Below are 24,150 nucleotides of genomic sequence, written 5' to 3'. Positions count from 1 at the left end.
TTGCGGGGATTTCGACTCGGGTCCTCGCCTTTGCGGCTCGGTCCCGGCTCAATCATCAAGGGGGGACGGTTCAATCGCCGCTGGGGTGTCGTGCTCGATCAGCGACGCCTGGTGGGTGGTTGAGCCAGGACCGAGCGGAGCGAGGACCTGTGTCGAAACCTCGGACAGTCGTGCTCGGGGCGTGACCGGTGTGGAGGTGGTTGCGGTCGTGGGGGTGTTGCGGGGATTTCGACTCGGGTCCTCGCCTTTGCGGCTCGGTCCCGGCTCAATCATCAAGGGGGGACGGTTCAATCGCCGCTGGGGTGTCGTGCTCACTCAGCAATGAGCAGTGGGTGGTTGAGCCAGGACCGAGCGGAGCGAGGACCTGTGTCGAAACCTCGGACAGCCGAGCTCCGGGACGCGACCACCTCGGCGGTGGTCGCGTCCCTGGGTGTCGGTCAGTTGTCGTGGATGATCACGCCACGAATGTTCTTGCCGTCGCGCAGATCCTGGTACCCGTCGTTCACCTGGTCGAGGGTGTAGGTCTGGGTGATCAGCTCGTCGAGCTTCAGCTGGCCTGCATCGTAGAGGCGCAGCAGGCGGACGATGTCGTACTGCGGATTGGCCGAACCGAACAGAGTGCCCTTGATGGTCTTCTGGTTCAGGGTCAGATCGGTGCCCGACACGTGCACGGTGAGCTTGGTGGGATCGGCCAGACCGGTGATCACCACGGTGCCGCCCTTGCCGATCACCGCGGTCGCGCTCTGCACCACCTGCTCGTCGACGGTGCCGACCAGGATCAGCGCCTGATCGGCACCCTGACCCCAGGTGAGCTCGTTGACCTTGGCGGCGGCCTCGTCGGCATCGGCGAAGGCATGCGTGGCACCGAACTTCAGGGCGGTCTCGCGCTTCAGGGCGACCGGATCGACGGCCACGACGTACTTGGCACCCGCCGACACCGCACCCTGCACCGCGTTGATACCCAGGCCGCCGATGCCGTAGATCACCACGGTGTCACCGGCTTGGACCCCTCCGGCGTACACCGAGGTACCCCAGCCCGACGGCACACCGCAGCCGACCAGCACGGCCTTGTCCAGCGGTAGCCAGTCGTCGACCTTGACCACCGAGTGCTGGCTGATGGTGGCGCGCTCGGCGAAGGTGCCGAGCATGCACATCGCGCCGAAATCGTCCTTGCCGGAGTGGAATCGGAAGGTTCCGTCGGGCATGGAGCCCTCCAGGATGGTGGCACCCATGTCACACAGGTTCTGTCGACCGGTGGAACAGTAGCGGCAGGTGCCGCAGTTGGGGATGAAGCTGCACACCACGTGATCGCCCGGCTTGACCTTGGTGACGCCCGGACCGATGGCCTCGATGATGCCCGACCCCTCGTGACCGCCGACGATCGGATAGCGCGGCGGGAGGTCGCCGTCGGTGAGATGCAGATCGGAGTGGCACAGACCGGCGGCGGTGTACTTGATCAGCACCTCACCCTCTTTGGGCTCGTCGAGGTCGAGTTCGATGATCTCGAACGGCTTTCCGGGGCCGGTGAGGACGGCGGCCTTGGTGGTCATGCTCATGGTGTGAACTCCTTTGTCGTAGGGGTGAGATGTCGTGGGGGTGAATCGTGGTGTGAGGCGCGATCAGAGGGCGATGTTGACGGCCTTGGTCTGGGTGTAGAGCTCGATGGCGGACTGGCCGAGTTCGCGGCCCCAGCCCGACTGCTTGTAGCCGCCGAACGGCATGGCGGTGTCGAAGCCGTTGTACTGGTTGACCCACACCGAGCCGGCCTTGATCTGACGGGCGGTCTTGTGTGCCTTCGAGAGATCCTGCGTCCAGATACCCGCGGCGAGACCGTAGATGGAGTCGTTGGCCGCAGCGGTCACCCCGGTGTCGGCATCGAAGGGCATCGCCGCGACGACGGGCCCGAAGATCTCTTCCTGCACGATCGAGAAGTTGGGTTCGACGTCGACGAACACCGTTGGTTCGATGAAGAATCCCTCAGTGCCCCAGCGCTTTCCACCGGTGAGTGCCCGGGCGCCGTCGGCGATGCCCGCGGCCAGGTAGCCGGACACGCGGTCGAACTGCTCCTGGCTGACCAGCGGGCCGAGTTCGGTGGCGGGGTCGAGGCCCGGTCCGATGGTGGCCTTCGACGCGGCCTCGGCGACGGCGGCGGTGAAGTCGTCGAAGATGGGGCGTTCGACGAAGAGGCGGGTCCCGGCCACACAGCACTGGCCGTGGTTGAACATCCACGCCGCGACCGAACCGGCGACGGCCTTCTCGAAATCGGCGTCGGCGAAGACGATGTTGGGGCTCTTGCCGCCGAGCTCGAGTGACACCTTCTTCAGGTTGCCCTTCGCGGCGTCGACGATCTTCTTGCCGACCTCGGTGGACCCGGTGAACGCGATCTTGTCGACGTCGTCATGCGCCGACAACGCGGCACCGGCGTCACCGAAGCCGGTGACGATGTTGACCACACCGGGCGGGAAACCGGCCTCGCAGAAGACCTCTCCGAGCAGCAGTGCGGTGAGCGGGGTCTGCTCGGCGGGCTTGAGGATCACGGTGTTTCCGGCCGCGAGTGCCGGGGCCAGCTTGAAGGCGGCCATCAGCAGCGGGAAGTTCCACGGCACGATCAGCCCGCACACGCCGACCGGCTCGCGCAGGGTGTAGGCGTGGAACTCGCCACCGGGCACGAACGGCATCGACACGTCGACGGTGGAACCGGTGATCTTGGTGGCCAGCCCGGCGTTGTAGCGGAAGATGTCGGCAGACCAGGCGACGTCGACAGCGGTGGCGATGGTCGCTGCCTTGCCGTTGTCGAGGGCCTCGAGCTGACCGAACTCCTCGGCCCGTTCGGTCAGGATGTCGCCCACCCGCCACAACAGTCGTTCCCGCTCGTTGGGTTTCATCCGAGACCACGGGCCGTCGGTGAACGCCACGCGGGCCGCGCGGACCGCGCGGTCGACATCGGAGGCGTCACCGTGGGCGACGGAGGTCAGCGGCCTGCCGGTGGCCGGGTCGATGGTCTCGAAGGTCCGGCCCGATGCGGCCGACACCCACTCCCCGCCGATCAGCATCTGACGATCGCGGGAGATGAAGTCACGGATGGCGGGCAAGGGCTCGGTGGCGACAGCGGTCATGTGTGCTCCTGGTCTGAACTCGGTGGGAGTGATCTGGGTCATAGATGCGCATCTGCATCTATTTCTGCCACCGCATGAGTGGGCCGGGATGTCCAGAAACTGAACAGTGCGGGGTGGACAGTTCCGGCGATCGGTCGGGATCGGATCGAGCCCTGCCTTGTCGAGCCCTGCCTTGTCGAGCCCTGCCTTGTCGAGCCCTGTCCGGTCGGGCAGTGCCCGACGGGCACCACGGCGAGGACACTTCCCGGCGATGGCGGTCGCACGGTCGGGGCCTGCCCGGTGAGGCAATCGGACAGCGATAGCGTGGGATCGCCGCCGACCCCGACAGGAGTTCCGAGCATGCCCACCAGACGCGCGGCGTCGATCCGCGCCGCGATCCGGAGCCTCGGACCGGCATCGTCGGGGGGAACACCGTGGGAAGCGATCCGTGCCGGTGTCGGCTCGCTGCTCGGCATGGCCGTCGTCGGTGCGGTCCTCGCATGTTCGGGCGTGGACCTGACCACCGGGCTGTTCATGATCGCGCCGTTCGGCGCGACGACCGTCCTCGTCTTCGCGGCACCGAGCAGTCCGCTCGCGCAACCCTGGCCGACCGTGGTGGGCAGTGTGCTCTCGGCGGTCGTGGGTGTGGCGGTGACACTGACCGTGTCTCAACCGATCCTGCGTGTGGTGCTCGCCGTGGGCCTCGCGGTGACCGCGATGATCGCCTGTCGTGCTGTGCATCCGCCGGCCGGGGCGGTCGCACTCACCGCCGCATTGTCACCGGATACGGTGCACGCATTGGGTTTTCGTTTTGCGCTCGCCCCGGTGGCCGTGGGTGTCTGCCTGCTGGTGGTCGTCGCTGCCGTCTACGGCCGCGCGACCCGCCGGCACTACCCGTTCCGGCAGTTCGCCGAAGAGCCGCGCCCGACCGAACGACTCGGCCTGACCGAGGACGAGCTGACCGGCATCCTGGCCCGCTACCGGCAGTCGCTGAACCTCGGCGTCGCCGACCTCGCTCGGTTGATCGGTGCCGCCGAGTTGCAGGCCGCCGGGCATCGGACCGACCCGCTCGACGCCGCGTCGGTGATGTCGCGCGACCTGATCACGGTGGCTCCCGACACCACCCCGGAACGACTCGCGCAGCTGTTCGGCGAGTACGGGTTCACCTCGTTGCCGGTGATCGCCGACGACGGCAGCTACGCGGGTGTGGTCTTCCAGATCCACCTGGTCACCGCGCTCGCCGGACATCGGACACCGGTCGGTGCCGCCGACGTGATGGACGTGGACCTGCCGGTGGCACACCCCGACACCCCGGTGGCCGCACTGCTGCCGCTGCTCGCCGACGGCGGATGCGACGCCGTGCCGGTGCTCGACGGCGGCCAGATCGTCGGCATCGTCACCCAGACCGACCTGATCACCGCACTGGCCCGTAGGACATTGCGTGCCGACGAGGCCGGGCCCGCCCCCGATGGCGAGAGCCCCGTCCCGAGTCGCTAGATCCCGAGCGCGCGGATCCGGGCGTAGAGCGTGGTTCTGCTGATGCCCAGTTCGCGGGCCGCATGCACCTTGTTGTGACCGTTGCGGTCCAGCGCATCGATGATCGCCTGACGCTCGGCCTGCTCCCGCCCTGCCAGGTGCGACGCGCGGCTGGTGGTGCGGTACCGCTCGGGCAGGTCCGCGAGGTCGACGGAGCGTGCCCCGCGGGTGGCGCTCGCCGCGACCGCCTCGCCGAGCGCGCCCACCAGCTCGGTGAGGTTGCCCGGCCACTCCTGCGACAGCAGCGCGTCGGCGGCACCGCTGGTCAACTCGGTGCCCGGGGCGAGCTCGGTGATGATCGATGTCGCGATCACCGCCAGCTCGGTGGTGCGATGCCGCAGCGGTGGCAGGTCGATCCGTCTGCTGCACTGTCCGAGTAGCGCGGCGGCACCCGCCCCGATCTGTGTGGCCGGGCCGGTCACCACGATCAGCGGGGCGGTCGACGACGTCCGTGCGGCGGCATGGCGCAGCAGGGCCAGCGAGCGGTCGTCGAGCAGGTCGGCGCCGTCGACGATCAGGGCCGATCCGTGGGCGCGGGCCTGAGCGAGGAGAGTGGGGATGTCCGGTGGGGTGCCCGCGAGGAGGGTCTCGGCGATGTCGACGACGACCGGCGGGGCGTCGGCGAGGTCGGTGGCCACCCGGTGCGCCTCGGTGCTGCGGCCGGTCCCGGGTTCACCGGTGATGGCGGTGCTGGGAGTGGGCGTGGTCGGGGTGCGGGCGGGCGGGCGCAGGGATGTGGCCGGCGCCGGTCGCAGATGGAACACCGCCGCGCCGTGGGTGCCGCCGACGGGATCGACGACGACCTCCACCGCGGTACCCGACGTCAGAGTGGTGCGCATCGTCGTCGCGTGCAGCGACGGGTCGGCGACGATCATCCGCAGGGTGCCGATGTCGCTGGCGGAGAGCAGGTCGGCGGCCAGGGCATTGGTGAGCTGCAGATCGTCCCCGAGGGCCGCCACCGCGACGTCACGTCGGGGTGCGGCCCGCTGGAAGGCGTCGAGCACACGACGCTGGTGTGCGCGCGACCGGTCGAGGAGGCGGTCGGCGATGTCGTTGACGATCCCGGTGACGAACGGGATCGACAGGGGATTGGCGCGGTCGGCGACCTCGGTCATGCACAGGCTGCCCACCAGGCGGCGGGTCGCGGGATGGATGATCGGTTGCCCGAAGCAGCTGAGCTGCTTGAACCGGTCGAGGTAGTGCTCGGAGCCGTTGACCAGTACGGCGCGGCGGATCTCGGCAGGTGTGCCGAGTGCGGTGGTGCCGACCGCGGACTCGGCGAACCGCACTCCGCTGGCCGCGCCCGCATCGTCGAGGATGCGTTCGATGGTGGTGCCGGCCGTCACCCGCGACACCATCCGGCACTCGTGGTCGACGAGCAGCAGCGACATGTCGGTGTCGGCGATGCGGACCGCCGCCTCGTCGAGTACCGGACGCGCGGCGTCGAGCAATGGGTCGGCGGAGGTCACGTCGACGGGGTCGGGGAGCGTGGTGGTCTGCGGATGCACCCCCGACAGCGCAGAACGCCGCCAGCTCTGCGCGATCACGGTGCGGTGAGGCGGCGGGTCGGTCCGGGTGGGCCACTGGCCGTTCGGTATGTCGATCCTCACACCATCACACACCGGGGCGGTGAGGGGAAGGCCGGTGGTGACGCCGGTCTGCTCAGGAGTCGCGGACGCGCTCGACGAACCGACGGTGCGGGCTGTCGGGGTCCATCGGCGCACGGGTGGGCGAGCTGCCGGAGAACCATCGGTCGACCAGGGTGGCCTGCTGTTCCAGTGTCATCGCATCCCACTCGGGCGGGGTGGCGGTGAGGTGGTAGACGTTCGTGCCCCGCAGGTAGCGCACCTGTTCGCCGATCGCGATGGCGAGCGTCCGGGCGCGGCGACGATGTGTGAACTGCCAGACGTGGACGAGCTCGTGGATGAAGAGTCGGCCCGGCTGCGGATAGACCGGCGTCGACGACGTGGTCGGGGCAGCCGCGCAGTCGCCGATGTTGCACAGCACGGTCCGTCGGGTGAGCGGGAGGACGAAGGCGCGCCCGTGCCACCCGATGAACCCGGTGAGCACGACCGTGTCGAGCCAGTTCGCCCCCGGCCCGAACACCGCTCGCGCGAAGTCCTTCTCCGCGTTGGTCAGTCGTCTCGGGCGGCCCGGTACACGCATACCACCACGGTAGGCGGACCGGCGACGGGACGTCGCCGGCGTTACCGCGGCGGCGGGGTCCGGCACTAGCCTGATCCCATGCGTGTCGCGACCTGGAATGTGAACTCGGTGAAGCAGCGGATCCCCCGATTGCTGCCGTGGTTGGACGAGCGGCGGCCCGATGTGGTGTGCCTGCAGGAGACCAAACTCTCCGACGACGTCTTCGACACGGTCCTCGGACCCGAGTTCACCGACCGCGGCTACGAGTTCGTGCACGTCGGGCAGGGGCAGTGGAACGGTGTGGCGATCCTGTCGAAGGTGGGGCTCGACGACGTCCGGCGCGGATTCGACGGCGCCCCCGGCTTTCCCGACCGCGACGACAAGCCCGAGGCGCGCGCGGTGTCGGCGGTGTGTGGTGGGGCGCGGGTGTACTCCCTCTATGTCCCCAACGGGCGAGAGATCGACTCCGACCACTACCACTACAAGCTCGCCTGGCTGGACCGGCTTCGCCAGGTGGTCGAACCCGAGGCCGCCGGCACCGTGTTGTGCGGCGACATCAACATCGCCCCGGCCGACGCGGACGTCTACGACCCCCGTGCCTTCGCCGGTCACACCCACGTGACCGAGCCCGAACGCAAGGCCCTCGCCGGACTCGAGGGACTCGGGCTGACCGACGTGGTGCGCCGCCGCTGGCCCGACGAGCGGGTGTACAGCTACTGGGACTATCGCGCCGGGATGTTCCACAAGGATCTGGGCATGCGGATCGACCTGATCCTGGCCGGGTCGTCGGTGTCGGATCGGGTGGCGGCGGCCTGGGTCGACCGCGCGGCCCGCAAGGGCACCAAACCCAGCGATCACGCGCCGGTGGTCGTCGACGTCGACACCGCGCCGGACGGCGACATCGGACCGATGGTGCCGCCGCCGTCGAATCCGGCCAGGCGCGGTGGACCCACCACCAGGCTCCCGCACGCCAAGGACTGAGAGCCGCCGGGTCCGGCGGCCGGCAACCGAGGACCATCCGACGACAGGGGACTGAGCGATGACCGAGGATCTTGCCGACCAGACCGACGACGCCGCGGGACGACCCACGTGGTTCCGCAAACTCACCGAGCGGCGCGGCGGAGCACTCCCGCGACACCGCGCGACGTCGCGGCTGTCGGCCTATGTGTACGGCAACATCCTCGTCCTCGCGGCGGTGGTCGTCGCCACCACGCACACGATCACCGACGGCACGGCCGCGCTGATCGTGCTCGCCACCGGCGCCACCACCTACATCGCGCACGTCTTCGCCCAGCTGGTCGGGGATGCGAGCATCCCGCCCGAGTCCGGTCGGCCGGACGGTGCGACGGTCCGCCGCACCGCCCGCCACGAGCTCCGGGATGCGTTGCCGATCGTGTCGTCGGCGGTCTGGCCGGCGGTCGTCCTGGCCCTCGGCTATCACGACCTGTTCCCGACGCGGCTCACCCAGCTGGTGGCCGGCTCCATCGTGGTGGTGCGTATCGCGTCGCTGCAGATCGTGGCCCAGCGTGTGCAGGGCAACCCGCTGGGGTTCCGCGTCGTGGCGGCCGGGCTGTTCACCGCGTTGGTGGCTGCGGTGATCGTCGTGATCAAGAACTTCTTCCTGCACTGAGTCTCGGTGCCGAACGTCGTCGGCCGGGGTCTGCCGGCACCGGCCTCGGGGAACTTCGTGCACCTGGCCCCGTGAGTGGGGATCGGGGCGTAGCGTGGTCGGCATCGATCGATCACCCGCCGCTCACCCGGACGTCGCCCGCGGTTGGCGCCCTGGATCCGATTTTTGACCTGTGCAAACTCGATCGGTAGAGTTGGTCGTCGGTGCCTGGCGCATGCCGGGCCAGTCCGCGTGCCCTGCCGACGTCACCGCCTGGCGATGATCGAGGTGAGCATGTCGCACGGGTACTCCCGCCCCGTGTGACGGGACCGTCGGACTGACATGCGAGACCGCCGTGGTGTGCGTGACACGCCCGACCTCGGGGTAGCGATAACTGTACTGACCAGCATGAAGATGCTGGTGGGGCGAGTTGTGGAGGTCGCCGAGAACCGGGTTTCCCCGGATTTCGGCAACCTGCCCGGAGCACAAACCACAACGACGACAACCGCAAGGGACCGTCCATGCCGGCAAGCACGGACGGTCGGTGCCGAAAAGGAAGAACACAACAAGTGCCGACAATCAATCAGTTGGTCCGCAAGGGCCGCACGGACAAGCCTGCGAAGAAGAAGACCGCAGCACTCAAGGGGAGCCCGCAGCGTCGCGGCGTGTGCACCCGCGTCTACACCACCACCCCCAAGAAGCCGAACTCCGCGCTGCGTAAGGTCGCCCGTGTGCGCCTGACCAGCTCCGTCGAGGTCACCGCTTACATCCCGGGTGAGGGCCACAACCTGCAGGAGCACTCCATGGTGCTCGTCCGCGGCGGTCGTGTGAAGGACCTCCCGGGTGTGCGTTACCGGATCATCCGCGGCTCGCTGGACACCCAGGGTGTCAAGGACCGCAAGCAGGCCCGTAGCCGCTACGGCGCGAAGAAGGGGAGCTGATAAGTCATGCCTCGTAAAGGACCCGCCCCCAAGCGCCCGCTGATCAACGACCCGGTCTACGGTTCGCCCCTGGTCACCCAGCTGATCAACAAGATCCTCCTCGACGGCAAGAAGTCGACCGCCGAGCGGATCGTCTACCAGGCCCTCGAGCAGGCCCGCGAGAAGACCGGCACCGACCCGGTCGTCACCCTCAAGCGCGCCCTCGACAACGTCAAGCCGACCCTCGAGGTCAAGAGCCGCCGCGTCGGCGGTGCCACCTACCAGGTCCCGGTCGAGGTCAAGCCCGGCCGCGCCAACACCCTGGCGCTGCGCTGGCTGGTGACCTTCTCGCGGCAGCGTCGTGAGAAGACCATGGTCGAGCGTCTGGCCAACGAGCTGCTCGACGCCTCCAACGGCCTCGGCGCGTCGGTCAAGCGTCGTGAGGACACCCACAAGATGGCCGAGGCCAACCGGGCGTTCGCGCACTACCGCTGGTGAGAACCTGCTCCGCGTGACCGTCGCATCCCGCACGGTCACGCGGGGCCACAAGTCCCTTGTACAAAGCAATTCCCGAAGGGAAACCACGTGGCACAGGAAGTGCTCAGCGACCTCAACAAGGTTCGCAACATCGGCATCATGGCCCACATCGATGCCGGCAAGACCACCGCGACCGAGCGAATCCTCTACTACACCGGTGTCAACTACAAGATCGGTGAAACCCACGACGGTGCCTCGACCACCGACTGGATGGAGCAGGAGAAGGAGCGTGGTATCACCATCACCTCCGCTGCGGTGACCTGTTTCTGGAACAAGAACCAGATCAACATCATCGACACTCCCGGACACGTCGACTTCACCGTCGAGGTCGAGCGCAGCCTGCGCGTGCTCGACGGCGCGGTCGCCGTCTTCGACGGCAAAGAGGGCGTGGAGCCCCAGTCCGAGCAGGTCTGGCGTCAGGCCGAGAAGTACGACGTCCCGCGTATCTGCTTCGTCAACAAGATGGACAAGCTCGGCGCAGACTTCTTCTTCACCGTGCGCACCATCGAGGAGCGCCTCGGGGCCAAGCCGTTGGTCCTGCAGCTCCCGATCGGCGCCGAGGACAACTTCGACGGCGTCGTCGACCTGATCGAGCAGAAGGCGATCACCTGGCGCGGAACGGTCGAGATCGGCGCCGAGCCGACCATCGAGGAGATCCCGGCAGATCTCGCCGAGCAGGCCGCCGAGTACCGCGAGAAGCTGCTCGAGACGGTCGCCGAGACCGACGAGGCGCTGCTCGAGAAGTACTTCGGTGGCGAGGAGCTGAGCACCGACGAGATCAAGGCGGCCATCCGCAAGCTCACCATCGCGCGTGAGTACTACCCGGTCATCTGTGGTTCTGCCTTCAAGAACAAGGGCGTGCAGCCGATGCTGGACGCGATCATCGCCTATCTACCGTCCCCGCTGGACGTCCCCTCGGTCGAGGGTCACGCTGTGGGCAACGAAGAAGAAGCGCTGTCGCGCAAGCCGTCCGCCGACGAGCCGTTCTCGGCCCTGGCGTTCAAGATCGCTGCCCACCCGTTCTTCGGCAAGCTGACCTTCGTCCGCGTGTACTCGGGTCACATCACTGCCGGCACCCAGGTCCTGAATGCCACCAAGGGCAAGAAGGAACGCATCGGCAAGCTCTTCCAGATGCATGCCAACAAGGAGATGCCGGTCGAGGACGCCACCGCGGGACACATCTACGCGATGATCGGCCTCAAGGACACCACCACCGGTGACACCCTGTGCGATCCGAGCGCCCCGATCGTGCTCGAGTCGATGAGCTTCCCGGACCCGGTCATCAACGTCTCGATCGAGCCGAAGACCAAGTCGGACCAGGAGAAGCTGGGTACCGCGATCCAGAAGCTCGCCGAAGAGGATCCGACCTTCTCGGTGCAGCTCGACGATGAGACCGGCCAGACCGTCATCGGCGGTATGGGCGAGCTCCACCTCGACATCCTGGTCGACCGCATGCGTCGTGAGTTCAAGGTCGAGGCCAATGTGGGCAAGCCCCAGGTCGCGTACCGCGAGACCATCCGCAAGACGGTCGAGAAGCACGAGTACACCCACAAGAAGCAGACGGGTGGCTCGGGCCAGTTCGCGAAGGTCATCATCAAGCTCGCGCCCCTCGTGGACGCCGAGGACGGTGCGACCTACGAATTCGAGAACGCCGTCACCGGTGGTCGCGTGCCGCGCGAGTACATCCCGTCGGTGGATGCCGGTGCGCAGGACGCGATGCAGTACGGCGTGCTCGCCGGCTACCCGCTGGTCAACCTGAAGGTCACCCTGCTCGACGGTCAGTACCATGACGTCGACTCCTCGGAAATGGCCTTCAAGATCGCCGGTGCGCAGGCCCTCAAGGAGGCCGCGAGGATGGCGAGCCCGGTCATCCTGGAGCCGATCATGGCCGTCGAGGTCACGACTCCGGAGGACTACATGGGTGACGTGATCGGCGACCTGAACTCCCGCCGTGGCCAGATCCAGGCCATGGAGGAGCGCAGCGGTGCTCGTGTCGTCAAGGCACAGGTTCCGCTGTCGGAGATGTTCGGCTACATCGGCGACCTTCGGTCGAAGACCCAGGGCCGGGCCAACTACTCCATGGTGTTCGACTCGTACGCCGAGGTTCCGGCGAACGTGTCGAAGGAGATCATCGCGAAGGCCACCGGCGAGTAGTCCCTACTCGGCCAGAGGTTTTGGCGAAGCGCCGGCACACCGCCAGGTGTGCGCCACGGCGCGAACAACGTAAGAGAAAACCACTGCTGGGATCCGCCCAGTAGCAACAAGTCCAGGAGGACAATCAAGTGGCGAAGGCGAAGTTCGAGCGGACCAAGCCGCACGTGAACATCGGCACCATCGGTCACGTCGACCACGGCAAGACCACCCTGACCGCGGCCATCACCAAGGTCCTGCACGACAAGTTCCCGGAGCTCAACAAGAGCTTCGCGTTCGATCAGATCGACAAGGCTCCCGAAGAGAAGGCTCGTGGTATCACGATCAACATCTCTCACGTGGAGTACGAGACCGAGAAGCGTCACTACGCTCACGTCGATGCCCCGGGTCACGCCGACTACATCAAGAACATGATCACCGGTGCGGCTCAGATGGACGGTGCGATCCTCGTGGTCGCCGCCACCGACGGCCCGATGCCGCAGACCCGCGAGCACGTGCTGCTGGCCCGCCAGGTCGGTGTTCCTTACATCCTGGTCGCCCTGAACAAGGCCGACATGGTCGACGACGAAGAGATCATCGAGCTCGTCGAGATGGAGGTCCGCGAACTGCTGGCCGCCCAGGAGTTCGACGAGGAAGCCCCCGTCGTCAAGGTCTCGGCCCTGAAGGCCCTCGAGGGTGACCCGGAGTGGGTCAAGTCCGTCGAGGCCCTGATGGACGCCGTCGACGAGTCGATCCCGGACCCGGTCCGCGAGACCGACAAGCCGTTCCTGATGCCCGTCGAGGACGTCTTCACCATCACCGGCCGCGGCACCGTGGTCACCGGTCGTGTGGAGCGCGGCGAGGTCAACGTGAACGAGGAAGTCGAGATCGTCGGCATCCGCGAGAAGTCGCAGAAGACCACCGTCACCGGTATCGAGATGTTCCACAAGCTCCTCGATTCGGCTCAGGCCGGCGACAACGCAGGTCTGCTGCTCCGCGGCCTCAAGCGTGAGGACGTCGAGCGTGGCCAGGTCATCGTGAAGCCGGGTACCACCACCCCGCACACCGAGTTCGAGGGCCAGGCGTACATCCTGTCGAAGGACGAGGGCGGCCGCCACACCCCGTTCTTCAACAACTACCGTCCGCAGTTCTACTTCCGTACCACCGACGTGACCGGCGTCGTGACCCTCCCCGAGGGCACCGAGATGGTCATGCCGGGCGACAACACCGAGATGAGCGTCAAGCTGATCCAGCCGGTCGCCATGGACGAGGGCCTGCGCTTCGCCATCCGCGAGGGTGGCCGCACCGTTGGTGCGGGTCGAGTCACCAAGATCAACAAGTGACGATTTCCCACGCCCGTCGTGGCAGCGTGTGAGCGTTGTTCTTCGGGCGTGGGCCTGCGTCACGGATCAACACGTGACATCGGTTCACTCTTGATCTGACTCACCGAGTCTGACAACAAGGAACCCCAACCGCTTACGCGGTTGGGGTTCCTTGTTGTCTGCGCTCAGGTGTCCGGGACTACAGCGAGCGGCTGATCAGTTCCTTCATGATCTCGTTGGTGCCGCCGTAGATCTTCTGGACGCGCGCGGCGGCATACATCTGCGCGATCGGATACTCCATCATGTAGCCGTAGCCGCCGAAGAGCTGTAGACACTTGTCGATCACCTCGACCTGCTTGTCGGTGCCCCACATCTTGGCCATCGACGCCGTCGCCGGGTCGAGGGTGCCCTCGATCTGCGCGCTGATGCAGTGATCCATCAGGGTCTTGCCGGCCAGGACCTCGGCCTTGCACTCGGCCAGAACGAATTTCGTGTTCTGGAACCCGAGGATCGGCGTTCCGAACGCGGCGCGCTGCTTGGCGTAGGCGATGGTCTCGGCCACCGCGGCCTCTGCCGAGGCGATCGCGGCGACCCCGATGATCAGGCGCTCCCGCTGCAGCTGGTTCATCAGCTGGTAGAACCCCTGGCCCTCGACCCCGCCGAGCAGGTTGGCGGCCGGGATACGCATGTCGGTGAACGACAGCTCCCGGGTGTCCTGGCCGTGCTGGCCGATCTTCTTGAGCACGCGGCCCCGTTCGAAGCCCTCGAGGCCGTCGGTCTCGGCGACCAGCAACGAGATGCCCTTGGCCCCGAGGGTCGGATCGGTCTTGGCCACGATGATCAGCAGGTCGCAGTGGGAGGCGTTGGAGATGAACGTCTTCGAGCCGTTGACGACGTAGTGGTCGCCGTCGCGGATCGCGGTGGTGCGTACCGACTGCAGGTCCGAGCCGGTACCCGGCTCGGTCATCGCGATGGCCAGGACCTGCTCTCCACTCGCCGACTTCGGCAGCCAGGCGCGGCGCTGCTCGTCGGTGGCGTAGTTGGCGATGTAATGCGCCGCGATGGTGGAGTGGATGGAGAAGCCGATCGCGGTGTCGTGCGCGAGGCAGATCTCCTGTTGGACGATCGCCTCGTGACCGAAGTCGCCTCCGCCGCCACCGAATTCCTCCGGTACGTCCAGGCACAGCAGACCTGCGGCGCCGGCCTTGGTCCAGAACTCGCGGTCGACCTGATGCTGCTCGGCCCAGCGTTCCTGGTGGGGGGTGGCCTCCTTGCGGAAGAATTCGGCGGCGTGCGCCCGCAGCAGCGTCTGATCGTCGCTCTCCCAGGGCGAACGGTAGTCCGGGAACAGGATGCTCATGGTGTGTCCTCTCGATCCGCGCGGAGGTCAGGCGTCCTTGTACAGGTCGCCGTAGGTGCCGCGCATGTTCTTCTTGTCGAGCTTGCCGACGCTGGTGCGGGGGAGGCGGTCGACGCGGATGATCGCATCGGGCAACTGCCACTTGGCGAATCGGTCGACGAGCAGGGCGTGGATCTCGTCGACGGTGATGTCCTCGCCGTCGGTGGTGGCGACCAGTACCACCGGTCGCTCCTGCCACTTGGGGTGCTCGACGCCGATGACGGCGGCCTCGGCGACCCGCGGGTGTGCCATGATGGCGTTCTCCATGTCGATCGACGAGATCCACTCACCGCCGCTCTTGACCACGTCCTTGAGACGGTCGGTGAGCTTCATGTAGCCGGTCGGGAAGATGACGCCCATGTCGCCGCTGCGCCAGTAGCCGTCGAGGAACTTGTCGGCGTCGTCGGCGAGGTCGTGGTACCGCTCGGTGATCCACGGGCCACGGAACAGCAGCTCGCCCTGGCTGACCCCGTCGTGAGGCAGATCGTTGCCCTCCGCGTCGACGACGCGGACATCGATGCCGTTGACCGGAAGTCCCTGGCATCGCTTGAGATCCCAGCGTTCCTCGTCGGAGATCTTGCCCTGCAGGGTGTATTTCAGGCCACGGTTGATGGTGACCAGCGGTGTGGTCTCGGTGGCGCCGTAGGCGTGGATGATGTCGGCGCCGGTCAGCTCGGCGAAGCCCCTCATCAATGACAACGCGGGTTCCGTTGCGCCACAGAGTAGTCGGGCGCGGCTGAAGTCGGGCTTCTCGTCGAGGGTGGTGATGTAGTCGAGCATCGGCTGGAAGATGGCCGGCGCCCCGTTGGCGATGGTGACGCCCTCGGTGATCATGGTGTCGACCAGCAGCGAGGTCTCCTCGGCGGCGTACCGGCCCGGGAGCACCACCTTGGCGGCACTGTGCACCGCCGACTGCGGCAGGCCCCAGCACGACGAGTGGAACATCGGGGTGATCAGCATGACGGCGTCGGAGGCGTCCATGCCGAGATTGGCGGCCTCGGCCATGGTGTGCAGATAGATGCCGCGGTGCGAGTAGTAGACCCCTTTGGGTCGCCCGGTGGTTCCGGTGGTGTAACACGCACTGTACGAAGAGGTCTCGTCGATGACCGGCCAGTCGTAGGTCGGCTCGGCGGCGGCCATCAGGTCCTCGTAGTGCACCACTCCGGGCAGAGTGGTGGTGATCTCGGCGAGCGGTCGGTCGCTCATCACGACCCACTGGCGCACACCCGGGGCGTGCGGCGCGATCGCCTCGGCCACCGGCAGCAGGGTCTCGTCGACGAGCACCACCGAGGCGCGGGAGTGTCCGGCCACATAGCCCAGATCCTCCGGGGACAGGCGCAGGTTCATCTGCAGCATCACCGCGCCGGTGCCGGAGATCGCCCAGTACAACTCGAAATGGCGTTTGCTGTTCCAGTCGAGCACGCCGACGACGTCGGCGGGTGCCACGCCGAGGCCGGTCAGCACGTTCGCGGCGCGCTGGGTGCGGGTGAAGCAGTCGGCATAGGTGTAGCGACCCCAGGACCCGTCGGTGTTGCGGAAGACGATCTCCTGCTCCGGGTAGGTGCGCGCGCTGTGTCGGATCAGGGTGGTGGTGTTGAGCTGGTAGGAATCCCCGTGCGTGGACGGCAGTCCCCGGACGATCTCGGTCATGTCGGTGTCCTTCACATGCGTTCGATGCTGGCGATGTCGGCGGGTCCGATGCCGCACAGGTGCCCCGGATGCGGAGGCGTGTGAGGTTGCGCTCGCATTCACGGAGACGGTTGTGCTGGGTCACACCGGGTCGAAGACAATACAACTGTACAGTTTGCCGTTCGGATGTAAAGGGAACTATGTCCTTGTACAATCGGTCATCATGAGGGGTACGGTTTCGTGACGGATCCGCGTGCGGGTTCCGGTGATCTCACCGCGAAGGCGAAGATCCGCAATGCGGCGCTCGATCTCTACGCCGACCAGGGGGAGGATCGGGTGTCCATGCGCGCCGTCGCCGCGGCGGCGGGTGTGACCGTGGGGCTGGTCCAGCACCACTTCAAGACCAAGGACGGTCTGCGTGAGGCGGTCGAGCAGCTCATCGTCGACTATCACGCGCAGGCGATCGCCGGGGCGCCGGCGGAAGGGACGCCGGCCGAGGTGACCGCCGCCCGCGACCTCGCCGTGCAGCAGATGTTCGCCGATCACCCGCCGGTGGTCGACTACCTGCGCCGCGCGGTCCTCGATCCCGCCGGTGAACATCTGCAACTGATCGGACGCCTCACCGAGCTGACCCGTTCGGAGGTCACCAAGTCCCGCGAGACCGGAATGGCATCCACCGAGCGGTCGGAGGCCGCCCAGGTGGTGGGGGTGATGGTGCGTCAGCTCGGCGTCCTGTTCCTCCAGCCGATGGTGGACGCGATCTGGGAGCAACTCGGCGGTCCGGACACACCGGGCGCGGCCAAGCCATCACTCAAGGTGGCGATGCTCGACGACGGGTCGCGGGTGGGGGAGTCGGGCAAGGAGGCTGCGGGATAGGGATCGCTCAGGCGATCACGGTGAGCCCGCTCCTCGCCTGTCCGTCGGGAGTGGGTTCGGTCGGATTCTCGTGCCCGGCGGCGATCGCCGACCCGGCCGAGCCGGGCGGGGTGAGGGAGTGGTGGGGCTGCTGAATGTCACACGCCCGGCAACGAAGACATGTCGAGCTGTGCTGAGTTCATCGTCGGGTACTGGCTGATCCGAGTTCGACGCGCACTCTGTGTTGTCGGTGCTCTGAAACCGTTGGGGAGCAAGCGAGTTGACCGTTGGGATGACCTGGTGACCACGAGTCCGTCGACGACTCGGTTTGCCCGTTTGCATCGCCGTATGCTGTCGGGGTGTCGAAGGCGGTAGAGCAGTGGGCGGCCCGATTGCGGCGACTGGACCGCACTGAGTGGCCGCGGTTTCTGAATGCGAACTCCGGCCTGCCGGGGCCGCGGGCGAATACGTCACTGGCGATCGCGGTGAGCGAGGTCGCCGATGATCCACAGCTGGTCGACCGGCTCTTGCAGAGCAACGATGAGTACCAGATGATGTGCGGGGCAATCTGCCTGGGCACCCAGATCGCCGACCCGACATCGCGTTCACGGTTGCGGGCTCTGGCTGTCGATGACCGATGGCGGGTGCGTGAAGGTGTGGTGATCGGCTTGCAGGAGGCCGGGGACGCCGATGGCGGCGCCGTGCAGTCACTGACACGCGACTGGGCCGGTGACCCGAACCCTCTGATAGCGCGGGCAGGCGCTGCGGCCATCTGCGAGCCGCGTCTGCTACGCACACCCGAAGCGGCAGCAGTCGCCGTCGAGGTCTGTCGTCGCGCGACGGCTGTCTTGAGGGCGTTACCCGTGGGTGCATCACGACGCTCTCCCGCAGCACGAATCCTGCGACAGAGCCTCGGCTACTGCTGGAGCGTGGCGGTAGCAGCCGATCCGCAACCGGGATTGGCCGTGTTCGATGCCCTCGACACCACAGACCCGGACCTCGCGTGGATCGTCAAGACCAACCGCACGAAGAAGCGGCTGGCACACCTGCTGTGACCGGGAGTGTCGAGTTCGAGACGAAGAAACCCCCGACAATCCGTGGCGTGGTGCACAGGCGCCGAATGTCCAGCCCTCGGGCTCTCGAGCTGCGGGTCGATGTCGGCGGTCCGGAGACGGCGCCGGGAGTGCTCTGCGGCGTGGGGTCGGCGCATCGGCGGAGGCGGTGCCGAATCGTCGACAGGTAGACCACACGAGTCACATTAGTAACATCCTGCACCAATGGCCACTTGTGTAACTGGTTGGTCTCAATGGGGGCGCCCTGTGGTCACGGCGTCCGTTTCGGGGTGTTCCCGAGGCCTCCGGGGCCCTACTGTTCCGGCCGTGCGTTCCCCTTTGAAGCGGTCGGTCCACAAGCGCGCGGGCCGGCGAGTGATCGCGGTTGTCGTCGCCGCGGCAGCGCTGGTGATCGTCGGCGCCAGCGGTGGTGGTCCCGCCGAGGCGGCGACCCTCAACCGGATCAAGGTCGGCGGTTGTGGCATGCCGGCGAGCCCGGTCGACATCTGGAGTCGGCCCGGCAACTACAAGACCGTGATCGCGCTCGACGGCCTGCGCGCGACGAGTGACATGTCCGGCTGGCGGCACGAGACCCGCATCCAGCGGATGGCGTCCTCGGGCGTCAACGTGGTGGAACCGGTCGGCGGCCTGGGGAGCTTCTACACCGACTGGGAGTCGGCCAGCCCCGGCAGCAAGATCGCCTACCGCTACCGGTGGACGTGCCGGCTGGATGCCATCGTCCGCGCCCTCGACGCGCGCGGGCTGGCCGTGGGTCGGTGGCAGAAGTACGCGATCATGGGCATCTCGATGGGCGGCGGCTCGGCGATGATCTACGGTGCCTACCACCGTGCGCGCATATCGCACGTCTTCTCCATGTCCGGCTACGTCAACATCTCGGCGCCGACGATGCGTGAGGCCGTACGCCTGGCCCTGATCGACGCCGGCGTGGAGGGCGGGGTGGGTCCACTCAGTGCCGATGCGATGTGGGGTCCGCCGTGGGCGCCGCGCTGGGAACGCAACGACGCCCTCGTCCAGCTGCCGCGGATGCGGGGGATGAAGATCCGCGTCGCCTCCGGTTCGGCGACGTGGGGTCCGCACAACACCGATGCGGTCGCGTCGGTCAAGGGCACTCCGCTGGAGGTGGTCGCGCTCGCCCAGTCGCGGGCGTTCGAGGTCGCCGCGGCACTGCAGGGTGTCCGGATCTCCACAGACTTTCCCACTGTCGGCACCCATCAGTGGGACTACTGGGAAGACATGGTCTGGCGCGCCAAGCGCGCCGGCTGGTTCCTCGACCGCTGATCGCCGACGAGGCGCCGAAGGGGATGCGGCGCCTCGTCGATGATCGCGGTTGTGGTGCGGTATACACCGCCGGCGACGACCGGCCACCTCGTGATCCGGGGTGGCCGCTCGTCGCCGGCGGTGCCGTCTGTGCCCGAGCCCCCGGGGTTCACCAGTCGTCGAGCGTGGCGTACCCGTCCTGGATCGCGCGGACGAACAGACTCGACTTGGACGAGGCCGGACGCCCGGCCGACTCGTACTTCACCCGAATCCGCGAGATGTGCGTGCTCACCGTCGACACGCTGATGAACAGTGCACCGGCGGCCTCCTGCTTGGACTCGGCACGCAGCCACGTGAGCATCACCTGGACCTCGCGCTCGGACAATCGGGGCCGCCGTGGCGCCGGTCCGGGTGTCACCCGGAACTGTCCGGGGAGGGTGGGAGCGGACCGTCCCGGCGGGGCGGGGCGGTCGGTGTCGGTGATGATCGCGGCCTCCTGAGCGGAATCGACGACCCCCGAGCGGGTCGGGGGTCGTCGTCGGTGGGTGGTGGGACTGTCGTCCATTCGGGCCAATCCTGGTCCCAGGAACCTCTGAGCGACGTGTCGAACCCGTGAGAAGAGCCAAGTCGATACGAATTCCGATACGCTGACCTGCGCAAACATGGCTGACGGAGGGACTCGGGATGAGCCCGGAATCTGTGTCGACGCGCGACGAACTGGGGCGGGCGCTGACCCGCCTGCGCGAGGAGTCGGGTCTGAGCGTGCGCGATGTGGCGACCGAGGCGAACGCCTTGCTCGGCACCGTGGCGGGCTGGTTCGCCGGGCAGCACGCGCCGACGAAGGCCAGCCGCGAGATGTTCGAGCGGGTGCTGACGACCTGCGGCGTGGTCGCGGACGACGATCTCGCGCGGTGGTGGGCGGCGGCCGAACGCTCCTCCCGCCGTTCCCGCAAGCGCCCCGTCATCGCCTGCCCGTATCGCGGCTTCGAGGCCTACGGGACCGCGGACGGGCCGGTGTTCTTCGGCCGCGACGCACTCGTCGACCGGCTCGAGCACACCCTCGTCGGTCGCGTGCCGGAGAAGCCCCTGACCGAACCGGCACAGACAGCTCCGTATCCGGCCATGGTCGTCGTCGGCGCGTCCGGGGTGGGCAAGTCCTCGGCGGTCCGGGCAGGCCTGCTCGCACGGATGGGTACCGAGGGTGCGCTGGCCGAGTGGCGCTCGGTGATCCTGGTCCCCGCTGATGATCCGCAGGCCTCGATCGCGGCGGCCTTCGACGAGATCTCCGCGGTGCCGCCCGACGTCCCGCTGGCGGTGGTGATCGACCAGCTCGAGGAACTGTGGACCCAGCACGATCAGGTCACCCGCTCGGCGTTCCTCGCCGAGATCGATCGACGGATCACCGGGCGTCGGGCGGTGGTGGTCGCGGTGCTGCGCGCCGACTTCTATGGGCGGGCCGCGGCCAGTGCGGCGTTCGCCCCGATCCTGGCCGCCGCCCAGGTGCTGATCCCGCCGATGACACGCACCGAACTGCGGGAGGTGATCGTCCGCCCGGCCGAATCAGCGGGGGCCATCGTCGACGACGACCTGGTCACCATGCTCCTCGACGACCTCGCGCCCGTATCGCCGAGCCGGCCCACCGACACCGGGGTGCTGCCGCTGCTGTCGCACGCCCTGCGCGCCACTTGGCAGCAATCCGACGGCCGTCGGCTCACCGTTCGTGACTACGTCGCCACCGGCCGGATCTCCGGGGCCGTGGAGCAGACCGCGGAGTCGGTGTATGCCGAGCTCGACGACGCCGAGCAGGCCACCGCCCGCCGCATCCTGCTCGCCATGATCAACGTCGACGAGGACACCGTGACGCGCCGCACCGTCCGGCTCGCCGACCTCGGCGCGGATACGGCACCGGTGCTCGACACCTTTGCCGCGGCCCGACTGATCACGGTGACCTCGTCACACGCGCAGGTCGCACACGAGGCCCTGCTGACCGCGTGGCCGCGGCTGACCGAATGGGTCGACACCGACCGCGAACGGCTGCTGTTGTTGCGGCGGTTGCGTACCCTCGCCGATCCCTGGGACGGGAACGGTCGCCCCGACGACCTGCTGCCCTCGCAGGCGCGGCTCGAGATGTTCGCGACGCTGACCGACACCGGCACCACCGCCGACCCCGCTCCCACGTCGCCGGTGCCCGTCGGGGCATCGATCGGCGATGCGGGCCGGATCGGCCCCGACCAGACCGGCCGCGACTTCCTCGCCGCGGGTGCGGCACGGGTCCGCGAGCAGGCCGACCACGAGCAGCGTCGGGTGCGACAACTTCACCGCTTCGCCACGTTCGCCGCCGTGTTCGGCGTCGTGGCGGTCCTCGCCGCGGTGACCGCGGTGGTGGCCGGTGTCAACGCCGTCCACCAGCGCGAACGGGCCGAGGACTCCCGCAACCAGGCGTTGTCGCGGCAGATGGCGGTGGTCTCGGCCGACCTCGTCGACCGGGACCCGCTGCTCGCCGCGCAGATGGCGATGGTCGGATACGAGATCTCGCCGACGGTGGAGGCACGGTCCCAGCTGATCGACACCACCTCGGGTGCGCTGCCGACCCGGTTCGTCGGCACACCGGGATCGTTGCTGCTCGCCCGGTCGGGCCCGCTGCTCGCGGCGAGCGGTGGCGGTGGCCAGGTGCGCTTGTTCGAGGTCTCCGACGACGCCGGGATCGAACGGCAGGTCGGCGACTTCACCGGGACAACCGGGTCCGGCGACCGTCTCGGTGCCGCCGCATTCCTGCCCGACGGCAAGACCCTCCTGATCGGCGGCCGCGGTGCGATCACCGCCTGGGACGTGTCGGATCCGGGGCATCCGGTCCGCGGTGTGCAGGTCCCCGGGGTCACCGGCGACATGAACGCCCTCGCGGTGAGCCCGGACGGACGTTTCGTCGTGGCGTCGGGACCCGACGTCGGCGTGCAGGCATGGGTGTCGGTGGACGGGGCATGGCGTCAGGTCGCGCTGCCGGGGGCCGCGGGCGGTGTCGCCGGTGCGGTCGCCTTCAGCCCGGACGGTGCGACCCTGGCCACCTCGGCCGCCAACCGACGCATCGACCTGTGGCGGGTGGTGGGCGACCGGATCGAACCGGCCGGGCAGATCCACCTCGACGACTGGCGCGACAACGAGCTCGCCCAGGGCCTGACCTTCACCCCCGACGGCACCCGACTGGTCGCGGCGCTGCGCAGCCGCGTCGTCACCGTCTATGACGTCACCGATCCGGCCGCACCCCGCGATGTGCAGCGATTCGGCGGATTCACCAGCTACGTCACGGCTGTCGCGGTGAACGCCGACGGCACCCGCATCGCCGCCGCCGGCGCCGACAACACGCTCCGGATCTTCGACCTGACCGCACCCACCACGTCACCGCGGGTGCTGCCGAGCTCGTCGAACGTGGTGTCGGTGGTGTTCGCCGGGCGGCACGTGATCGCGGCCAGCGACGACGGGCGGGTCCAGGACTGGCCGCCCGCCGACGACATGACCTACGTCGGCTCCAACAACGTCTTCCAGATCCCGGTGGACGGCGCCGGTCGCCGACTGGTGGCCGCCGACACGGGCACCGACGGCCGGCTCACCCAGTGGGACATCGGGCCGGCGGGGTTGACCCGCGCAGGCCCCGATCTGGTGCCGGCACCCGGACTCGTCTACTCCGGGGCGGTGGTGGTGTCGGCGTCGGGAAAGGTGGTCACCACCGGCACCGTGACCGGTGAGGTCCAGTTCGCCGACTACTCCGATCCGGCGCGGCCCACGGTGATCGGGTCGGTCGCCGCGCAGCCGAACCTCAACGAGACCGTCGACTACAGCGAGACCTCCGGGCTCGCCGTCACCGGTGCCACCGATTCCAACATCCTCACCGTGATCGATGCGTCCGACCTCACCGCACCCCGTGTGATCTCCACCGTCGACACCGGGGGCGGCGTGTGGTGGGCGTCGCTGTCACCGGACGGACGGCATGTCGCGGCGGCCACGGCCACGGGCGGCGTGCGGATGCTGGACCTCTCGGATCCGGCGCACCCGCGGGCACTGCCCGACCCGGTCACCTTCGACGGCGCGGCGCTGGCGGTGCGGTGGGACCGGACGGGCACGCGGGTGGTGGCGACCTCGGAGGAGAAGAGTGCAGCGGTGGTCGACGTGTCCGACCCGGTGCACCCGCGGACGGTGGCGACCATGGCCGGACCCGCCGGACAGCTCTACAGCGCCGGGTTCTCCCCGGACGGCCGGCATGTGATCGCAGGCGGTTCCAACTCGGAGGTCTGGGTGTGGGATCTCGACGGTGACGACGCGTCCACCGGGCTGGTGTTGCGGTCGTTCCCGGGCCGCGTGTGGGACGTCCGGTTCGTCTCCGACACCCACATCCTGGTGTCCGGCCAGCAGGGCCTGATCCGGTCGTGGGACGTGGAGCCGCGCGAGGTGCTCGCCGAGGAGTGCGGCCGGCCCGGCGACCCGATCACCGAGGACGAGTGGGCGGTCAACGTCCACGGACTCGACTACTCGCCGCCCTGCGGCGGCGAGTGATCCGGGAGCCGGGTCCAGGAGAGTGCGTGGCACCGGTGCCGGGGCCGGGGTTTGACGAGGATCACGGGGCTCACCGGCCGACCGTGGGGGAGCCGGGC

The 24,150-nt window shown here is 68.1% G+C and carries 18 protein-coding genes; 11 read left to right on the top strand and 7 right to left on the bottom strand.

Annotated features, from left to right (window positions below; translation table 11 throughout):
* Window positions 1–437: 437 nt before the first annotated feature.
* Complete coding sequence (locus ACWDUA_RS13275; protein WP_449751475.1) at window positions 438–1,556, bottom strand: NDMA-dependent alcohol dehydrogenase; 1,119 nt, start codon at window positions 1,554–1,556, stop codon at window positions 438–440.
* Between the two features lie 63 nt (window positions 1,557–1,619).
* The gene (locus ACWDUA_RS13270) at window positions 1,620–3,116 is read right to left on the bottom strand and encodes an aldehyde dehydrogenase family protein (RefSeq protein ID WP_449751474.1); all 1,497 of its coding nucleotides are present in this window, start codon (window positions 3,114–3,116) and stop codon (window positions 1,620–1,622) included.
* A gap of 339 nt (window positions 3,117–3,455) precedes the next feature.
* Between ACWDUA_RS13270 and ACWDUA_RS13265 the strand changes: the two genes are divergently transcribed.
* Window positions 3,456–4,592: an HPP family protein gene (locus ACWDUA_RS13265; protein WP_449751473.1), complete on the top strand. Its 1,137-nt coding sequence runs from the start codon at window positions 3,456–3,458 to the stop codon at window positions 4,590–4,592.
* Here the strand turns inward: ACWDUA_RS13265 and ACWDUA_RS13260 are convergent.
* Window positions 4,589–6,241, bottom strand: coding sequence for a sigma-54-dependent Fis family transcriptional regulator (locus tag ACWDUA_RS13260; RefSeq protein ID WP_449751472.1), 1,653 nt, complete (start codon window positions 6,239–6,241; stop codon window positions 4,589–4,591). The two genes, ACWDUA_RS13265 and ACWDUA_RS13260, sit on opposite strands and share 4 nt — an antisense overlap.
* 52 nt (window positions 6,242–6,293) lie before the next feature.
* Window positions 6,294–6,797, bottom strand: coding sequence for a hypothetical protein (locus tag ACWDUA_RS13255; RefSeq protein ID WP_449751471.1), 504 nt, complete (start codon window positions 6,795–6,797; stop codon window positions 6,294–6,296).
* 78 nt (window positions 6,798–6,875) lie between these two features.
* Here ACWDUA_RS13255 and ACWDUA_RS13250 point away from each other — a divergent pair, with 78 nt between their 5' ends.
* From ACWDUA_RS13250 to tuf, 6 genes are all read left to right on the top strand, one after another.
* The gene (locus ACWDUA_RS13250) at window positions 6,876–7,757 is read left to right on the top strand and encodes an exodeoxyribonuclease III (RefSeq protein ID WP_449751470.1); all 882 of its coding nucleotides are present in this window, start codon (window positions 6,876–6,878) and stop codon (window positions 7,755–7,757) included.
* Between the two features lie 58 nt (window positions 7,758–7,815).
* A complete protein-coding gene (locus tag ACWDUA_RS13245; RefSeq protein WP_449751469.1) occupies window positions 7,816–8,406 on the top strand; it encodes a hypothetical protein in 591 nt (196 codons plus the stop codon).
* Window positions 8,407–8,954: 548 nt separating this feature from the next.
* Window positions 8,955–9,326 (top strand): 30S ribosomal protein S12, encoded by a 372-nt coding sequence (gene rpsL, locus ACWDUA_RS13240; RefSeq protein ID WP_020792705.1) that lies wholly within the window; start codon window positions 8,955–8,957, stop codon window positions 9,324–9,326.
* A gap of 6 nt (window positions 9,327–9,332) precedes the next feature.
* Window positions 9,333–9,803 (top strand): 30S ribosomal protein S7, encoded by a 471-nt coding sequence (gene rpsG, locus ACWDUA_RS13235; protein WP_449751468.1) that lies wholly within the window; start codon window positions 9,333–9,335, stop codon window positions 9,801–9,803.
* A gap of 87 nt (window positions 9,804–9,890) precedes the next feature.
* The gene (fusA, locus tag ACWDUA_RS13230; protein WP_449751467.1) at window positions 9,891–11,996 is read left to right on the top strand and encodes an elongation factor G; all 2,106 of its coding nucleotides are present in this window, start codon (window positions 9,891–9,893) and stop codon (window positions 11,994–11,996) included.
* Between the two features lie 128 nt (window positions 11,997–12,124).
* On the top strand, window positions 12,125–13,315 hold the full coding sequence (tuf, locus tag ACWDUA_RS13225; RefSeq protein ID WP_449751466.1) for an elongation factor Tu: 1,191 nt from the start codon (window positions 12,125–12,127) through the stop codon (window positions 13,313–13,315).
* 178 nt (window positions 13,316–13,493) lie between these two features.
* Here the strand turns inward: tuf and ACWDUA_RS13220 are convergent, their stop codons facing one another.
* Both ACWDUA_RS13220 and ACWDUA_RS13215 read right to left on the bottom strand, forming a co-directional pair.
* The gene (locus ACWDUA_RS13220) at window positions 13,494–14,654 is read right to left on the bottom strand and encodes an acyl-CoA dehydrogenase family protein (RefSeq protein WP_449751465.1); all 1,161 of its coding nucleotides are present in this window, start codon (window positions 14,652–14,654) and stop codon (window positions 13,494–13,496) included.
* 27 nt (window positions 14,655–14,681) lie between these two features.
* Window positions 14,682–16,343 (bottom strand): long-chain-fatty-acid--CoA ligase, encoded by a 1,662-nt coding sequence (locus tag ACWDUA_RS13215; RefSeq protein WP_449751464.1) that lies wholly within the window; start codon window positions 16,341–16,343, stop codon window positions 14,682–14,684.
* A gap of 219 nt (window positions 16,344–16,562) precedes the next feature.
* Between ACWDUA_RS13215 and ACWDUA_RS13210 the strand changes: the two genes are divergently transcribed.
* The 3 genes from ACWDUA_RS13210 to ACWDUA_RS13200 all read left to right on the top strand — a co-directional run bounded on the left by ACWDUA_RS13210 (window position 16,563) and on the right by ACWDUA_RS13200 (window position 19,528).
* Complete coding sequence (locus ACWDUA_RS13210) at window positions 16,563–17,198, top strand: TetR/AcrR family transcriptional regulator (protein WP_449751463.1); 636 nt, start codon at window positions 16,563–16,565, stop codon at window positions 17,196–17,198.
* A 338-nt stretch (window positions 17,199–17,536) separates the two neighbouring features.
* Window positions 17,537–18,232 carry a HEAT repeat domain-containing protein gene (locus ACWDUA_RS13205; protein WP_449751462.1) on the top strand — a complete coding sequence of 232 codons (696 nt, stop codon included), beginning with the start codon at window positions 17,537–17,539 and terminating at the stop codon, window positions 18,230–18,232.
* A gap of 324 nt (window positions 18,233–18,556) precedes the next feature.
* Window positions 18,557–19,528, top strand: coding sequence for an alpha/beta hydrolase (locus ACWDUA_RS13200; RefSeq protein ID WP_449751461.1), 972 nt, complete (start codon window positions 18,557–18,559; stop codon window positions 19,526–19,528).
* Between the two features lie 148 nt (window positions 19,529–19,676).
* On the opposite strand, the gene ACWDUA_RS13195 is transcribed toward ACWDUA_RS13200, so the two are convergent.
* Complete coding sequence (locus tag ACWDUA_RS13195; RefSeq protein ID WP_449751460.1) at window positions 19,677–20,072, bottom strand: response regulator transcription factor; 396 nt, start codon at window positions 20,070–20,072, stop codon at window positions 19,677–19,679.
* Window positions 20,073–20,191: 119 nt separating this feature from the next.
* Between ACWDUA_RS13195 and ACWDUA_RS13190 the strand changes: the two genes are divergently transcribed.
* Entirely contained in the window at window positions 20,192–24,052 is a 3,861-nt protein-coding gene (locus tag ACWDUA_RS13190) for an nSTAND1 domain-containing NTPase (protein ID WP_449751459.1), read from the top strand.
* The last annotated feature ends 98 nt before the right edge of the window (window positions 24,053–24,150 follow it).

It is taken from the genome of Gordonia sp. NPDC003376, assembly GCF_053589235.1.
Note: the sequence above shows the minus strand (reverse complement) of the source record. Positions and strands in the feature narration are given on the sequence as shown.

Excerpts from the sequence above, each read along its gene's own strand:
- ACWDUA_RS13275 (WP_449751475.1), bottom strand. The coding sequence starts at position 1,556 with ATGAGCATGACCACCAAGGCCGCCGTCCTCACCGGCCCCGGAAAGCCG.
- ACWDUA_RS13270 (WP_449751474.1), bottom strand. The coding sequence starts at position 3,116 with ATGACCGCTGTCGCCACCGAGCCCTTGCCCGCCATCCGTGACTTCATC.
- ACWDUA_RS13265 (WP_449751473.1), top strand. The coding sequence starts at position 3,456 with ATGCCCACCAGACGCGCGGCGTCGATCCGCGCCGCGATCCGGAGCCTC.
- ACWDUA_RS13255 (WP_449751471.1), bottom strand. The coding sequence starts at position 6,797 with ATGCGTGTACCGGGCCGCCCGAGACGACTGACCAACGCGGAGAAGGAC.
- ACWDUA_RS13250 (WP_449751470.1), top strand. The coding sequence starts at position 6,876 with ATGCGTGTCGCGACCTGGAATGTGAACTCGGTGAAGCAGCGGATCCCC.
- ACWDUA_RS13245 (WP_449751469.1), top strand. The coding sequence starts at position 7,816 with ATGACCGAGGATCTTGCCGACCAGACCGACGACGCCGCGGGACGACCC.
- rpsG (WP_449751468.1), top strand. The coding sequence starts at position 9,333 with ATGCCTCGTAAAGGACCCGCCCCCAAGCGCCCGCTGATCAACGACCCG.
- ACWDUA_RS13220 (WP_449751465.1), bottom strand. The coding sequence starts at position 14,654 with ATGAGCATCCTGTTCCCGGACTACCGTTCGCCCTGGGAGAGCGACGAT.
- ACWDUA_RS13215 (WP_449751464.1), bottom strand. The coding sequence starts at position 16,343 with ATGACCGAGATCGTCCGGGGACTGCCGTCCACGCACGGGGATTCCTAC.
- ACWDUA_RS13195 (WP_449751460.1), bottom strand. The coding sequence starts at position 20,072 with ATGGACGACAGTCCCACCACCCACCGACGACGACCCCCGACCCGCTCG.
- ACWDUA_RS13190 (WP_449751459.1), top strand. The coding sequence starts at position 20,192 with ATGAGCCCGGAATCTGTGTCGACGCGCGACGAACTGGGGCGGGCGCTG.